Origin of the sequence: Bradyrhizobium cosmicum, assembly GCF_032290525.1 — a bacterium.
GTDB classification, from domain to species: domain Bacteria; phylum Pseudomonadota; class Alphaproteobacteria; order Rhizobiales; family Xanthobacteraceae; genus Bradyrhizobium; species Bradyrhizobium cosmicum_A.
On sequence record NZ_JASXTA010000002.1, the window covers coordinates 144,752 to 158,693 of the forward strand.

Consider the following 13,942-nt stretch of genomic DNA (forward strand, 5'->3'; position numbering starts at 1 on the left):
CTTGACCGGGCGATCCAGTACTCTGAGACGCCTTTGATTGAATCGAGAAGCCGCGGCGTACTGGATGCCCCGCCTTCGCGGGGCATGACAGCTATTGTTGTGCGGGTAGTCTGCCTCTCACTCCGCCGCGACCGTCATCCCGTGGCCGAGCCGCTTCGAGATGCCGCCGGCGCAGTCGCGCAAGGCGTGCGCGATGGGACTGTCCCAGCGCGCGTCGAACGTGCCTTCCGGCCCCATCGCGGTGATGACCAGCGCGACATGGCCAGAGTGGTCGAACACAGGGGCGGAGAATGCATTGACGCCGGGCAGGGGGTCACCGAGTGCGCGGGCGAGGCCGTGCTTGCGGACCTCCGTGAGCATCTCGGCGACTTTCGCGCCTTTCACAGCCCGCTTCGGATTGTAACCGACGCCGTGGCGGTCCAGGCCGCTTTCGAGCGCGGCGTTGATGGTTTTCTCCGGCAGGAACGCCGCGAAAGCGCGGCCCGTGGCAGTCTCCAGCAGCGCCATCACCGAGCCAGCGCGCATCACGATGTGCACGGGCTGGCCGGGCTCCTCCAACTGCACCACGGTCGGGCCGTGCGTACCCCAGACCGCGAGGGAGACAGCGTGGCCGATCTGGCTTGCGAGCGCCGCGATCTTCGGCCCGGCGATGCGGACACCGGAGAGCCGGCGCAGGCTGATCAGGCCGAGCTCCAGCGCCAGCGCGCCGATCTCGTAGCGGCCGGTGGTTTCGTCCTGCTCGATCAAGCCGATGCGCGAGAAGCTGGCGAGATAAGGATGCGCCTTGGCCGGCGTCATGCCGGCCTCGCGCGCGAGGTCGCGCAGCATCATCGGCTCGCCGCTTCTCGCAAGCGCGCGGAGCAATTCTCCGCCGACCTCGATCGACTGGATGCCGCGGCTTTCCTTCTTCATGCGCCTCCTGGCGTGGGCTCGCTTATGCCGCGTTGCGCCGGTCGGCGCTGTCGGCGAGATGACGGCCGGCAATGTAGCCGAAGGTCAGCGCCGGCCCAAGCGTGATGCCGGCGCCGGGATAATTGCCGCCCATGATGCTCGCCATGTCGTTGCCGGCAGCATAGAGCCCCGGAATCACCCGGCCTTCCGCATCGAGCGCCCGCGCGTTCTCGTCGGTGACGATGCCGGCATAGGTGCCGAGATCGCCGATCACCATCTTGATCGCATAGAACGGACCCTTCTCGATCGGCGCAATGCAGGGATTGGGACCGTGCATGGCGTCGCCCTGATAGCGGTTATAGGCTTTTGAACCTTTGCCGAAGGCGGCATCGTGTCCCAGCGGCGCGGTCGCATTGAACTGCCCGACCGTCTCGGTGAACGCCTTCGCATCGATACCGGCCTTCGCCGCCAGCGCCTCCAGCGTGTCGCCGCGCATGAGATAGCCAGTCTTGAGATGATGGCCGAGCGGCATCGGGAACGGCGGCACGCAGCCGAGGCCGTACTTCCGCAGCGTCTGGTGATCGCAAACGAGATAAGCGGCGATCTCCTCGTCGGGCTTGGCGGCCTTGATCATGGCCTGGACGAAGTCGTGATAGGAATTGCCTTCATTGGCAAAGCGCTTGCCGTCGCGCATCACCGCGATCACGCCGGGCTTGGCGCGGTCGATGAAATGCGGCATCACGCCCTTCGATCCGTCCTTGCGCGTGGTCAGCGACACCGGCACCCAGGCTGCTGCGTTCGGCAGGCGGTCCTCGATATGTCCGCCGGCGCTTTCAGCAAGGCGCAGCCCGTCGCCGGTGTTGCCGGTCGGTCCCGGCGAATAATGCTCGTTGCCGGTCGGCGCATGCGGAAACATCTTTTTGCGCCGCTCGACGTCATGCGGAAAACCGCCGCAGGCGAGCACGACGCCTTGCCGTGCGCGGACCCGCACATCGCGTCCCTCGCGCGAAACAATCGCGCCGGTGACAGCACCGTTCTCGACCGTCAGCTCGCGCACCGGCGAGGACAGCCACATCGGAATCTTCAGATCCTGCGCGGATTTTGCGAGGCGCCCGGCGAGCGCGTTGCCGTTGGTCAGCATCATGCCGCGGCCGTAGCGCAGCACGTCCATCAGATGGCGCGACAGTCGCTTTGCGACGTACACCGCCGACGTCAGCGACTTCGTCACGCGCATGAAATGGATGATCTCCTTGCCGGAGCCCAGCATCATGCCGAACACGGTGAGCTCGGGCAGCGGCATGCCCAGCGTCTTGATCTGCTCGCCGAGCTCGCGGCCATCGAATGGGCGGGTCACCATGGAACGGCCGCCCTGCGCGCCGCCGGGCGCTTCGGCATGATAGTCGGGAAACACCAGCGGCATGTCGAAGCGCAACGCGGTCTTGGTGGTGAAGAAATCGACCGCCTCGGGGCCGGCGCTCAGGAACGCATCGACCCGCGCGGCGTCAAAGTTGTTGCCAGCCTCGTGCCGCAGGTAAGTGCGGGCCTGCTCCGGCGTCTCCTCGATGCCATAGGCCTTCGCCAGCGACGTGCCGGGAATCCACAGCCAACCGCCTGAGCGTGCCGTGGTGCCGCCGAAGCGCGGCTCCTTCTCGACGATCAGCACGTCGAGGCCGCGGTAGCGCGCGGTGATCGCGGCCGACATGCCGGAACAGCCCGATCCGGCCACGAGCACATCGCACTCGTAAGTCTCAATTGCGTTGTGCGCGTTGCCGGTCATGTCTCACCTCACTTCTTCAGCAGCGGACATTTGGATTCGGAGACCGGGCGGAAGGCATCCTCGCCCTTCACGGTCTTGATGATCTCCAGATAATCCCAGGGCTCCTTGGACTGCTCGGGCGACTTCACCTTGGCGAGGTACATGTCGCGGATGACGCGGCCGTCCTCGCGCAACTTGCCGCCGTGAACGAATGTATCCTCGATCGGCAGCTCGCGCATCTTGGCCATCACCTTGGCGGAATCATCGGTCCCGGCCGCTTTGATGGCCTTGAGATAATGCAGCACCGAGCCATAGACGCCGGTCTGGATCATGGTCGGCATCACCTTGGTGCGTTCGTAGAATTTTTTCGACCAGGCCCGCGTCGCCTCGTCCATGGCCCAGTAAGATGCCGTGGTCATGTAGGTGCCCTGCGCGGCCTTGAGGCCGATCGCGTGCACGTCGGTGTCGAACATCAACAGGCCCACAAGCTTCTGGCCGCCCTGGACCAGTCCGAACTCGCCGGATTGCTTGATGGCGTTATCGGTGTCCTGGCCGGCATTGGCGAAGGCGACGACGTCGGATTTCGAGCTCTGCGCCTGGAGTGCGAAGGAGGAGAAATCCGCGGTGTTGGTCGGATGCTTGACGCCGCCGAGCACCTTGCCGCCCATCTCATTGATGAAGCGCGTGGCGTCCTTCTCGAGCTGCTGGCCGAAGGCATAGTCCGCGGTGATGAAGTACCAGGATTTTCCGCCTTCCTTGATCACGGCGGAGGCCGTCACCTTCGACAGCGCGTAGGTGTCATACGTAAAGTGCACGGTGTTCGGGCTGCACAGCTCGTCGGTCAGTGAGCTCGCGCCGGGGCCGGAGAGCAGCGCGATCTTGCCCCGCTCGCGCACCATGTTGTGGACGGCGATCGCGATGCCGGAATTGGGGATGTCGACGACGGCGTCGACCTTGCCGTTGTCGAACCAGGCGCGGACGATCTGGACGCCGACGTCGGTCTTCATCTGGTGGTCGGCGCTGATGATCTCGATCGGCTTGCCGAGCACGGTCGGTCCGAACTCCTCGACCGCCATCTTGGCGGCCTCGACCGAGCCCGGCCCGCTGTTGTCGCGGCCCCAACTCGACAGGTCGGTCAGCACGCCGATCCGTACCGAATCGTCGGAGACTTGCGCGCTCGCAACATTGGTCATGGCAGCCGAAGTCATAGCCGCGACGATGCCGCAGGCCAAAAGTCCTCTCATTGTCGTTCCCTCTCTTTTATGGGGCCCGCGTGGCGCAGCCGGGTATTGTGGCGGGAAGTTAGATAATAGCAGATCAGTTTGTCAATGGCGAAATTGGCGCCGGTAGACCTCAGTGATCGCGAGCGACGATGGGGAAACATGCGCAGCGGCATTCAACACCCTCGTGTCCCGGACGCGGTGCAACGCTCCTGAGCGTTGCACCGCAGAGCCGGGACCCATGCCGCACGGAATGCTTGAGGAAGCATGGGCCCCGGCTCTGCAGCGCATCACTTCGTGCTGCGCAGCGTCCGCGGCACGAGAGCGATCAAATGCCCCCGCAGGTTGCAACCACCACCACGATTGGCAATGATGTCTTCTGGAATCTGTGGGGCGTGGCATGACGGCAGCAACGGGGGTCTCCGCTTCAGCGGAGAGGTCGACGACGGCGCATGTGGTGTGGGCGAGTGCGCTCGGCACCGCGATCGAATGGTACGACTTCCTGATCTACGGCACCGCTGCCGCGCTGGTGTTCAACAAGCTGTTCTTCCCGAGCTTCGATCCCTTCGTCGGCACGCTGGCGGCATTTTCGACCTATGCGGTTGGTTTCGTGGCGCGGCCGATCGGCGGCGCGATCATCGGGCATTACGGCGACCGGCTCGGCCGCAAGACCATGCTGGTTGCGACCATGATCGCGATGGGGCTCGGCACGTTCCTGATCGGCTGTCTGCCGACCTACAGTCAGATCGGCGTGTGGGCGCCGGTCCTGCTCATCGTTCTGCGCTTCGTGCAAGGCATCGGGCTCGGGGGTGAATGGAGCGGCGCGGTCGTCATGGTGATCGAGCATGCCGGCCTTCGTCGCGGCTTCTACGGCAGCCTGGTGCAGATCGGCTTTCCCGTCGGCGTTGCCGCCTCCACCGGCATCTTCGGCCTGATGACGCAATTGCCCGAAGCGGACTTCCTGAGCTGGGGCTGGCGCGTGCCGTTCCTGATCAGCATCCTGCTCGTCGGCGTCGGCTTCATCGTGCGGCTCAAGCTCGCCGAGACGCCGCACTTCAAGGACGTCGTGGAGCGTAAGGAGGTGCTGGCGCAGCCGGTGCTCGAAGTGCTGCGCCGCGACTGGCGCAGCTTTCTGCTCGCGATCGGCATCACGGTGTCGGAGGTCGGGCTCGCTTACCTGCTCACCGTCTTCACCGTGGTCTACGCCACGACGAAACTCGGCCTGCCGCGCCAGGTGATCCTGAATGCGGTGGTCTATGCCGCGATCGTCGAGTTCGCGACGCTGCCGCTCGCCGGCTGGCTCTCCGACATCTTTGGCCGCAAGGCGCTGTATCTCGCCGGCGGCGTGTTCTCTGTCGCGCTGGCGTTTCCGCTGTTCTGGTTCCTCGATACCAAAGAGCCGGCGCTGATGACGTTCGCGCTCGTCGTCACGATGACGCTGACGCATGCGCTGCTGTTCGGGCCGAAGGCCGCGTTCATGCCGGAGCTGTTCCGCACCCGGGTGCGCTACAGCGGCGCGGCGCTCGGCGCCAACGTCGCGGCCGCGCTCAGCGGCGGATTCTCGCCGCTGATCGCAACCGCGCTGCTGGCATGGGCTGGCTCATACTGGGCCGTGTCGGTCTACATCATCGCGCTATCGATCATCACGATCATCGCGACACTGATGGCGCCGGAAACGGCGCGGGACCCGCTGAAATCCTGAGACCAGTCGCCGGCGCGCCGCTTTGTCTCATGCGCGCGCCGCGCACAACGTTGCAGCAACCGGCATCGCAATCCCGATGCCGCCTGCTGCGCGAACAGGCCCGCGCGGCCCGGCGCGATGCCTTGTATGCACGTCCTGACGCCTTCTTATGCGGTGCTGCTGAAAGCCAATGCAGCGGCCCGATCCATTAGCCGCGTTTATACGGCGGATTTTTACTTCCAATTTTACTTCGCAAAATCCCGCCCCTAGCCTCGGGCGCAACTGATCACATAAGCAGCCGGTCAATGGCGACCGGTGCGAGCGTTCACCGTAACCAGCGAGGGTTGCCATGTCTGACGGGGCTAAGGGAACGTCCACCTCCAATCCGGCCGGAGCGGAAGCGAAGTCAGTGAAAAAGCTGAGCCGGCGCACGCTGTTGAAGGGCGCTGCGGCCGTTGCGGGCGCAGCCGCCGGATCGGACGCGATCGGTGGATTCCCGACCATCTGGGCGCAGGAGATCAAGGATATTGAGCTGCGCCATGTCGGCGTCTCCTATTCGGTGGTGAAAGCGATCGGCGACCAGGCGGCCAAGGATCTCGGCTTCAAGGTGACGATGCAGAACCTCGATACCTCCGCCGCCATCAACCGCTTCATAAGCCAGCCCAATACGGTCGACATCGCCGATCTCGAGGGCTGGCAAGCCAAGCTCGCCGCCAAGCGCAGCGTGATCCAGGGCATCGAGGTCAAGAAGATCAAGGAGTTCGACAACATCCTGCCGATCTTCACCAAGGGCGAGATCGACGGCCACAAGATCCCGCGCCAGGGCATCTCGCCCTATGAGGCCATGTACATCGCCAAGCCGGACTCCACAGATCTGAACGATGGCGTCACCGAATGGGCGACCTTCCTGCCGCAGGTCTACAACGCAGATTCCATCGGCTACCGGCCCGATCTCGTCGGTCATGAAGTGACCGAGTGGAAGGATTTGATCGATCCAAAATTCAAAGGCAAGGCCGCGATCCTCGACGTGCCCGCGATCGGCATCATGGACGCCGCGCTCTGCTTCGAAAGCGCGGGACTGATCAAGTACGGCAACAAGGGCAACATGACCAAGGAGGAGATCGACTTCACCTGCAACAAGCTGATCGAGCTGAAGAAGCAGGGCCAGTTCCGCGCGACCTGGACCACCTTCGACCAGTCGGTACAGCTGATGGCGGCGGGCGAGGTTGTCATCCAGTCGATGTGGTCGCCGGCGGTTGCCGCGGTGCGCGTCAAGGAAATCCCCTGCGTCTACGCGCCGGTCAACGTCAAGAACGGCAAGGAGGGCTATCGCGGCTGGTGCAACGGCATGGGCCTGATGAAGCATCTCTCCGGCAAGAAGCTCGACGCGGCCTACGAATATCTCAACTGGTATCTCTCGGGTTGGCAGGGCGGCTTCGTCGGACGCTACGGGTATTACAGCCCGGTGCCGTCGACGGCCAAGAAATTCCTCACCGCGGCGGAATGGGACTTCTGGTACGACGGCAAGCCGGCGCCCGCGGTGATCAACGATCCCTATGGCGTGCCGATGGAGAAGGCCGGCACCAAGCGTGACGGCGGCTCGTTCCTCGACCGTGTCAAGAACATCTCGTGCTGGAACACGCTGATGGACGAGGCCGCCTACATGAACAAGCGCTGGAACGACTTCAAGGTGGCCTGAAACCTGCTTTCCCTGACGTAACGAGAGCGCCGGCGCGGCGACGCGCCGGTGCAAGAGAAGCGACTTCGAGGCGATCGCCGACATGCAGCCCAGGCCCGCTCAAACCGCATCACGCGCAAATCCCGCCGGCTGGCTCTACGTGTCGCCGCTGGTTCTGGTGCTCGTCCCGTTCTTCGTGGCGCCGATCCTGATCGTGCTGGCCGCAAGCTTCTTTGCCACCGACGGCTTTGGCGGACTGACGCCGGGCTTCACGCTCGCAAGCTATGTCGAGGTGTTGCATTCGGCGCTGACGCTGAAACTGTATTTGGCGACCATCAAGTTCACGGTGCTGACCTGGATCTTCACGCTCGCCATTGGCTTCTTCGTCGCCTATTTCCTGGTGTTCCACGTCCGCAATCAGCTGCTCGCGATCGGCCTGTTCCTGCTCTGCACGGTGCCGTTCTGGACCTCGAACATCATCCGGATGATTTCCTGGATTCCGCTGCTCGGCAAGGAAGGCTTGATCAATCAGGCGCTGCTGGCGCTGGGCGTGATCCGCCAGCCGCTGGAAGTGCTGCTGTTCTCCGACCTTGCCGTCGTCATTGCCTATGTCCACCAGCTCACGATTTTCATGATCGTGCCGATCTTCAATTCGATGGCGCGGATCGACAAGAAGCTGATCGAGGCTGCGATCGACGCCGGCGCCAGCCGTTTCGACATCATGCGCCTGATCGTGGTGCCGATGTCCAAGAGCGGTATCGCGCTCGGCACCATCTTCGTCGTGTCGATCGTGATGGGTGACTTCTTCGTGGTGAAAGTCATGTCCGGCGGCGGCTCGGCCTCGGTGGTCAGCGCGTTCTACGAGGACGTCGGCGTGCTGCAGTATCCGACCGCGGCGGCGAGCGCCGTGCTGCTGACGCTGGTGCTGGTCGCGATCGTCTCGCTGATCCTGCGCACCGTCGACATCAGGCAGGAGATCACGCGATGAGCGCGGTTCTCGCCGACATGCCCGAGACGATCGCGCCCGCGACCACCAAGGCGATCGCGCCGAGCAAGGGTGGGCGGCCCTGGACGTTCTACGTGCTGGCGACGCTGTTTGGGCTCTACGTGGTCGCGCTCTATGGCCCGATGTTCTGCATCTACGTCCTGTCGTTCCAGGACATCCGCGGCGGCTTGGTGTTTCCGATGAAGGGCACCTCGCTGCACTGGTTCGTCGATCTCTTCACCCAGGTGCGGACCGGCGACGTCAAGGGCTCGTTCGACCGCTCGATCAAGCTCGCGGTCATCGTCACTGTCATCACGGTGGTGGTCTCGTTCCTCGCCGGGCTCGGCTTCCGCAAGCGTTTTCGCGGCGACACCGTCGTGTTCTACATGATGATCGGCAGCCTGGTCGCGCCGGGCTTGGTGCTCGGTCTCGGCACGGGTCTGTTGTTCCAGGCGCTCGGGTTGAATGCGAGTTGGTACACCTCGGCGCTCGGTGCGCAGCTGTCCTGGACGCTGCCGTTCGGTGTGCTGGTGATGTTCGCGGTGATGTCGCGCTTCAACCATGTCTGGGAGGAGGCGGCCTACGACCTCGGCGCCAGCCGCTGGCAGTCGATCCGGCTGGTGATGATCCCGGTGCTGGCGCCCGGCCTCGTTGCTGTCGCGCTGTTCGGCTTCACGCTGTCCTACGACGAGTTCGCGCGCAGCCTCCAGACCGCCGGCTCGCTCAATACGCTGCCGCTGGAGATCTGGAGCATGACGCTGAACGTCACCTCACCCTCGCTCTACGCGCTGGGCACGGTGACCACCATTGTCTCCTTCGTCGTCATCGGTGCGAGCCTCGGCAGCATCGTGCTGATCCAGAAGAAGCGCAGCAGCAGCGCAAAGGGTTGAAGCGGGAATGAAGATCGATCGCGGCGATATCGAACTGGCGGGCGTCTGCAAGAGCTTTGACGGCGTCACCAATGTGGTCGACGGCGTCAACCTCAAGATCGCCGACGGCGCCTATTGCTGCTTCATCGGCCCCTCCGGCTGCGGCAAGACCACGATCCTGCGCATGATCGCCGGCCATGAGGATCCGACCGCCGGCGAGATCGTGATCGGCGGCCAGAACGTGGTCGGGCTGGCGCCGGTACAGCGGCGCACCGCGATGATGTTTCAGTCCTACGCGCTGTTCCCGCATCTGACCGTGCGCGAAAATATCGCGTTCGCCTTGCGCGTCCGCGGCATGTCCAAGACCGATCGGCTGCGCGCGGCCGACGCCATGATCGAGAAGGTCCGGCTGACGCAATTCGCTGACCGCCTGCCGGCGCAGCTCTCCGGCGGCCAGCAGCAGCGCGTGGCGCTGGCGCGCGCGGCGATCACCGAACCCCGCGTGCTGCTGCTCGACGAGCCGCTCTCCGCGCTGGACGAGCAGCTCCGCGTGCAGATGCGCCAGGAGCTCAGGCGGATGCAGCAGGAGCTCGGCATCACCTTCATCCACGTCACCCACACCCAGCTTGAGGCCATCGCGCTCGCCGATCTCGTCGTCGTGATGGAGCAGGGCAGGATCAAGCAGGCCGGCGCCGCTCGCGACGTCTACGCCCATCCGCACGACCGTTACGTCGCCGAGTTCATGGGCGGCCAGAACGTGCTGTCGGGGCGGGTCGAGAAGGTCAATGGCGCGAGCTTTACCCTCGCACAGGCCGCCCCCTCGGGCATTGAGGTGCCACTTCAGGCGCGCTCGACGATCAGCGTCGGCGACAAGGTCGATATCGCGGTGCGCCGTGACGACGTCGCACTGGTCCGGCCCGGCAAGGAATTGCCGCCAGGCTGTACCAATTCGCTGCCGAGCCGGGTGCTCGCGATCGAATACCAGGGTTACTTCGTCAAGGTCATGCTCGACACCGTGCCTGACGATGCGTTCGTGGCCTACGTGCCGGAAAAGACCTTCTTCGCGGATCCCTTCACCATCGGCGATGTCGTCATGGCCACATGGGCCACCGGCAGCGCGTTGCCACTCGCCTAAAGACCCGTCGCGCACAGGAGTACGACCGTGCAGATATCCTTCACACTCAACGGACGGCCAACGACCATCGAAGCCGAACCAGCGACGCTGGTTGCCGAGCTGCTGCGCGAGCAGCTCCACCTCACCGGCACCCATATCGGCTGCGATACCAGCCAGTGCGGTGCCTGTGTGGTGCATCTCGACGGCCTGCCGGTGAAGAGTTGCACGCTGCTGGCGCCCGCGCTCGACGGCGCGACGCTGCTCACCATCGAGGGCCTGCAAGGCGCCCCCGGCTCGAACCGGCTGCATCCGATGCAGGAGGCGTTTCGCGACCATCACGGCCTGCAATGCGGCTTCTGCACGCCCGGCATGTTGATGACAGCGATCGCGCTCGCCAGCGAGAAGCCGGACCTGACGGAGGCCGACGTCCGCCACGGCCTCGAAGGCAACATCTGCCGCTGCACCGGTTACCAGAACATCGTCGTTTCGGTGCTGGCCGGCGCTGCCGCCATGAACGCCGCCAAGGGAGAGTGACCATGGGCAATGTGATCGGGATCGGCGCGTCACCGAAGCGGAAAGAGGATCAGCGCTTCCTCACCGGCCGCGGCAACTATGTCTCCGACATCAAGCGCCCGGACATGGCGGCCGGCGCGTTCGTGCGCTCGCCGCATGGACACGCCAAACTGCGCGGCATCGACAAGAGCGCGGCGCTCGCGGCGCCGGGCGTCATCGCGGTCCTGACCGGAGACGACGTCGCCGACGATGGGCTCGGTTCACTGCCCTGCGGCTGGGGCATCACGGACGCCAAGGGTGTGCCGATGAAGGAGCCGCCGTTTCCGATGCTGGCGCAGGACAAGGTGCGCTTCGTCGGCGACATGGTGGCCTTCATCATCGCCGAGACGCCGGAGCAGGCCAATGCTGCGGCAGAGCTGCTGACCGTCGATTACGAGGTGCTGCCGTCGGTCGTCGGCGTGCTCGAGGCGGTGAGGCCCGGTGCGCCGCAATTGTTCGACGATGTGCCGAACAACATCTGCTGCGACTGGGAGCTCGGCGACAAGGCCGCGGTCGAGACCGCGTTCCGCAAAGCCGCGCATGTCGCAAAGCTCAGCCTGGTCAACAACCGCCTGATCGGCAATCCGATGGAGCCGCGCGCGGCGATCGCGGAATACGAGCCCGGCACCGATCGCTTCACGTTGTGGACCACCAGTCAGTTCCCGCACGTGGTGCGCTTCCTGATGGGCGCGCTGGTGCTGAACATTCCGCAGCACAAGCTGCGCGTGGTTGCGCCCGACGTCGGCGGCGGCTTCGGCGTCAAGCAGTTCCATTACGGCGAAGAGGCCGTGATCACCTGGGCTGCCAAGCGCGTGATGCGGCCGATCAAATGGGTTGCTAGCCGCTCGGAAGGCTACGTGTCCGATCGTCACGGCCGCGATCACGTCACCGAGGCCGAGCTTGCGCTTGACGAGACCGGAAAGTTCCTGGCGTTCCGGGTCAAGACACTGGCCAATATGGGCGGCTATCTCTCGACGTTCGGGCCGAACATCCCGACCAATCTCTACGGTCCGCTGCTCGGCGGCGTCTACACCACGCCGGCGATCTATTGCAACGTGAAGGTCGTGTTCACCAACACCGTTCCCGTCGACGCCTATCGCGGCGCAGGCCGGCCCGAGGCGACCTTCGTGCTGGAGCGCATCGTCGATGTCGCAGCCAGCGAGATGGGGATCGACCGCGTCGAGATCCGCCGCCGCAACATGATTCCGAAGGAGGCCTATCCCTACCAGACCCCCGTGCTGGTGCAGTACGATTCCGGCGATCCGATGGGCTGCCTCGACGGCGCGCTGGTCGCAGCCGACGTCAAGAACTTCGGCATCCGCAAGGCCGCGTCGGCCAGCAAGGGCAAATTCCGCGGGCTCGGCTATTCGACCTATGTCGAGGCCTGCGGCCTTGCGCCCTCGCGCTTCGCAGGGCGGCTCGGCGCGCGCGGTGGTCTCTACGAGAGCGCCACGGTGCGCGTGCACCCGACCGGCCAGGTGACGGTCATGATCGGCACGCACAATCACGGCCAGGGCCATGAGACGACATTCGCGCAGATCGTCTCGGAAAAGCTCGGCGTGTCCTTTGAGAATGTCGACATCGTGTTCGGGGATACCGATCGCGTGCAGTTCGGCATGGGTACCTACGGCTCGCGTTCGCTGGTCGTCGGTGGCGCGGCGCTGTCGAAGGCGACGGACAAGGTCGTCGCCAAGGGCAAGAAGATCGCGGCGCATCTGCTAGAGGCCGCCGAAGTGGATATCCAGTTCGAGGCCGGCAAATTCTCGGTCGCGGGCACCGATCGCGCCAAGACGTTCGAGGAGATCGCGGGCGCCGCCTACGTGCCGCACAATTATCCGCTCGAAGTGCTGGAGCCGGGCCTGGAGGAGCAGGCCTATTACGATCCCGTCAACTTCACCTATCCCGGCGGCTGCCACATTGCCGAGGTCGAGGTCGATCCGGAGACCGGCACGGTGACGCTGGTCAATTACACTGCGGTCGACGACGTCGGCACCGTGATCAACCCGATGATCGTCGAGGGGCAGCTGCATGGCGGCATCGTGCAGGGCGTCGGCCAGGCGCTATACGAGAATGCGGTCTATGACGAGGGCTCGGGCCAGCTGCTGTCGGGCTCGCTGATGGATTACTGCATGCCGCGCGCCGACCATCTGCCGATGATGAAGATCGCGACCCACTCGACGCTGTGCACCCACACGCCGATGGGCGTGAAGGGCTGCGGCGAGGTCGGCACCATCGGTTCGCCTGCTGCGGTCATCAACGCGGTGGTCGATGCGCTCTCGCATCTCGGCGTCACCCATGTCGACATGCCGGCGACGCCGAACCGGATCTGGCGCCTGCTGCAGAACGCGTCGCTGCCGGTTGCTGCGGAATAGGGAGGACAACCATGAAACCGTTTGCCTATCATCAGCCAAACCAGATTCCCGACGCTGCCAAGCTGCTGACCTCGATCGAGGACAGCGAGCTCGTCGCCGGCGGAATGACGTTGATTCCGACCTTGAAGCAGCGTCTGGCCAGTCCCGTGGCACTGGTCGATCTTTCAAGGCTGCCAAACCTCAAAGGCATCACTGATGACGGCGCGACGATCACCGTCGGCGCGATGACGCCGCACGCCGTAGTCGCTGCCTCCAAGCTCGTGCAAGCGAAAATCCCCGGGCTCGCCGCCCTGGCGTCCATGATCGGCGATCCCGCCGTGCGGAGCCGCGGCACCATCGGCGGTTCGGTCGCGAACAACGACCCGGCTGCTGATTATCCAGCCGGCGTCCTCGGCCTGGGTGCCACCATCGTCACCAGCACGCGCGAGATCGCGGCGGACAAATTCTTCCGCGGCCTGTTCGAGACCGCGCTCGAGCCGGGCGAGATCATCACCGCGGTCCGCTTTCCCGTACCGCTCAAGGGAGGCTACGCCAAATTCAAGGCGCCTGCGTCGCGCTACGCGCTGGTCGGCGTCTTCGTGGCGAAATTCGCCGACGGCGTCCGGGTCGCCGTGACCGGTGCCGGAGCGGGCGTGTTTCGGGTGCCGCCAATGGAGGCGGCGCTGTCTCAACATTTCGATCCGTCCGCAGTCGCGGCGATCAAGATCGACACCGACGGCCTCACCTCCGACATCCACGCCGAAGCCGACTACCGTGCGCATCTCGTCACGGTGATGGCCAAGCGCGCCGTCGACGCGGCGCTCAATTAGCTCTTTAGGGTTGAT

At 64.7% G+C, this 13,942-nt stretch carries 11 protein-coding genes; 8 read left to right on the top strand and 3 right to left on the bottom strand.

Going from position 1 to position 13,942, the window contains the following annotated elements; genetic code table 11:
- Positions 1-117: 117 nt before the first annotated feature.
- The 3 genes from QSV46_RS04465 to QSV46_RS04475 are packed head-to-tail and all read right to left on the bottom strand — an operon-like array spanning position 118 to position 3,891.
- Positions 118-912, bottom strand: coding sequence for an IclR family transcriptional regulator (locus tag QSV46_RS04465; protein WP_314946985.1), 795 nt, complete (start codon positions 910-912; stop codon positions 118-120).
- A gap of 22 nt (positions 913-934) precedes the next feature.
- Positions 935-2,668: an FAD-dependent oxidoreductase gene (locus QSV46_RS04470; protein WP_314946987.1), complete on the bottom strand. Its 1,734-nt coding sequence runs from the start codon at positions 2,666-2,668 to the stop codon at positions 935-937.
- 8 nt (positions 2,669-2,676) lie between these two features.
- The gene (locus tag QSV46_RS04475) at positions 2,677-3,891 is read right to left on the bottom strand and encodes an ABC transporter substrate-binding protein (protein WP_314946989.1); all 1,215 of its coding nucleotides are present in this window, start codon (positions 3,889-3,891) and stop codon (positions 2,677-2,679) included.
- A 376-nt stretch (positions 3,892-4,267) separates the two neighbouring features.
- On the opposite strand from QSV46_RS04475, the gene QSV46_RS04480 reads away from it, so the two are divergent.
- The 8 genes from QSV46_RS04480 (at position 4,268) to QSV46_RS04515 (ending at position 13,927) form a co-directional block, all read left to right on the top strand.
- On the top strand, positions 4,268-5,569 hold the full coding sequence (locus tag QSV46_RS04480) for an MFS transporter (RefSeq protein ID WP_314946991.1): 1,302 nt from the start codon (positions 4,268-4,270) through the stop codon (positions 5,567-5,569).
- A 328-nt stretch (positions 5,570-5,897) separates the two neighbouring features.
- Positions 5,898-7,247 (top strand): PotD/PotF family extracellular solute-binding protein, encoded by a 1,350-nt coding sequence (locus tag QSV46_RS04485; protein ID WP_314946993.1) that lies wholly within the window; start codon positions 5,898-5,900, stop codon positions 7,245-7,247.
- A gap of 82 nt (positions 7,248-7,329) precedes the next feature.
- On the top strand, positions 7,330-8,214 hold the full coding sequence (locus QSV46_RS04490; RefSeq protein WP_314946995.1) for an ABC transporter permease: 885 nt from the start codon (positions 7,330-7,332) through the stop codon (positions 8,212-8,214).
- On the top strand, positions 8,211-9,101 hold the full coding sequence (locus tag QSV46_RS04495) for an ABC transporter permease (RefSeq protein WP_314946998.1): 891 nt from the start codon (positions 8,211-8,213) through the stop codon (positions 9,099-9,101). The genes QSV46_RS04490 and QSV46_RS04495 overlap by 4 nt, the downstream gene beginning before the upstream one ends.
- A gap of 7 nt (positions 9,102-9,108) precedes the next feature.
- Positions 9,109-10,215, top strand: coding sequence for an ABC transporter ATP-binding protein (locus QSV46_RS04500; RefSeq protein ID WP_314947000.1), 1,107 nt, complete (start codon positions 9,109-9,111; stop codon positions 10,213-10,215).
- 27 nt (positions 10,216-10,242) lie between these two features.
- Complete coding sequence (locus QSV46_RS04505; RefSeq protein ID WP_314947002.1) at positions 10,243-10,728, top strand: (2Fe-2S)-binding protein; 486 nt, start codon at positions 10,243-10,245, stop codon at positions 10,726-10,728.
- A 2-nt stretch (positions 10,729-10,730) separates the two neighbouring features.
- A complete protein-coding gene (locus tag QSV46_RS04510; protein ID WP_314947005.1) occupies positions 10,731-13,118 on the top strand; it encodes a xanthine dehydrogenase family protein molybdopterin-binding subunit in 2,388 nt (795 codons plus the stop codon).
- Positions 13,119-13,129: 11 nt separating this feature from the next.
- Positions 13,130-13,927, top strand: a complete 798-nt coding sequence (locus QSV46_RS04515; RefSeq protein ID WP_314947008.1) for a xanthine dehydrogenase family protein subunit M — start codon at positions 13,130-13,132, stop codon at positions 13,925-13,927.
- Positions 13,928-13,942: the final 15 nt, after the last annotated feature.

Bases quoted from the DNA above. Each gene is read 5' to 3' on its own strand.
- QSV46_RS04480 (WP_314946991.1), top strand. From the start codon at position 4,268: ATGACGGCAGCAACGGGGGTCTCCGCTTCAGCGGAGAGGTCGACGACG.
- QSV46_RS04490 (WP_314946995.1), top strand. From the start codon at position 7,330: ATGCAGCCCAGGCCCGCTCAAACCGCATCACGCGCAAATCCCGCCGGC.
- QSV46_RS04515 (WP_314947008.1), top strand. From the start codon at position 13,130: ATGAAACCGTTTGCCTATCATCAGCCAAACCAGATTCCCGACGCTGCC.
- QSV46_RS04495 (WP_314946998.1), top strand. From the start codon at position 8,211: ATGAGCGCGGTTCTCGCCGACATGCCCGAGACGATCGCGCCCGCGACC.
- QSV46_RS04485 (WP_314946993.1), top strand. From the start codon at position 5,898: ATGTCTGACGGGGCTAAGGGAACGTCCACCTCCAATCCGGCCGGAGCG.
- QSV46_RS04500 (WP_314947000.1), top strand. From the start codon at position 9,109: ATGAAGATCGATCGCGGCGATATCGAACTGGCGGGCGTCTGCAAGAGC.
- QSV46_RS04475 (WP_314946989.1), bottom strand. From the start codon at position 3,891: ATGAGAGGACTTTTGGCCTGCGGCATCGTCGCGGCTATGACTTCGGCT.
- QSV46_RS04510 (WP_314947005.1), top strand. From the start codon at position 10,731: ATGGGCAATGTGATCGGGATCGGCGCGTCACCGAAGCGGAAAGAGGAT.
- QSV46_RS04465 (WP_314946985.1), bottom strand. From the start codon at position 912: ATGAAGAAGGAAAGCCGCGGCATCCAGTCGATCGAGGTCGGCGGAGAA.
- QSV46_RS04470 (WP_314946987.1), bottom strand. From the start codon at position 2,668: ATGACCGGCAACGCGCACAACGCAATTGAGACTTACGAGTGCGATGTG.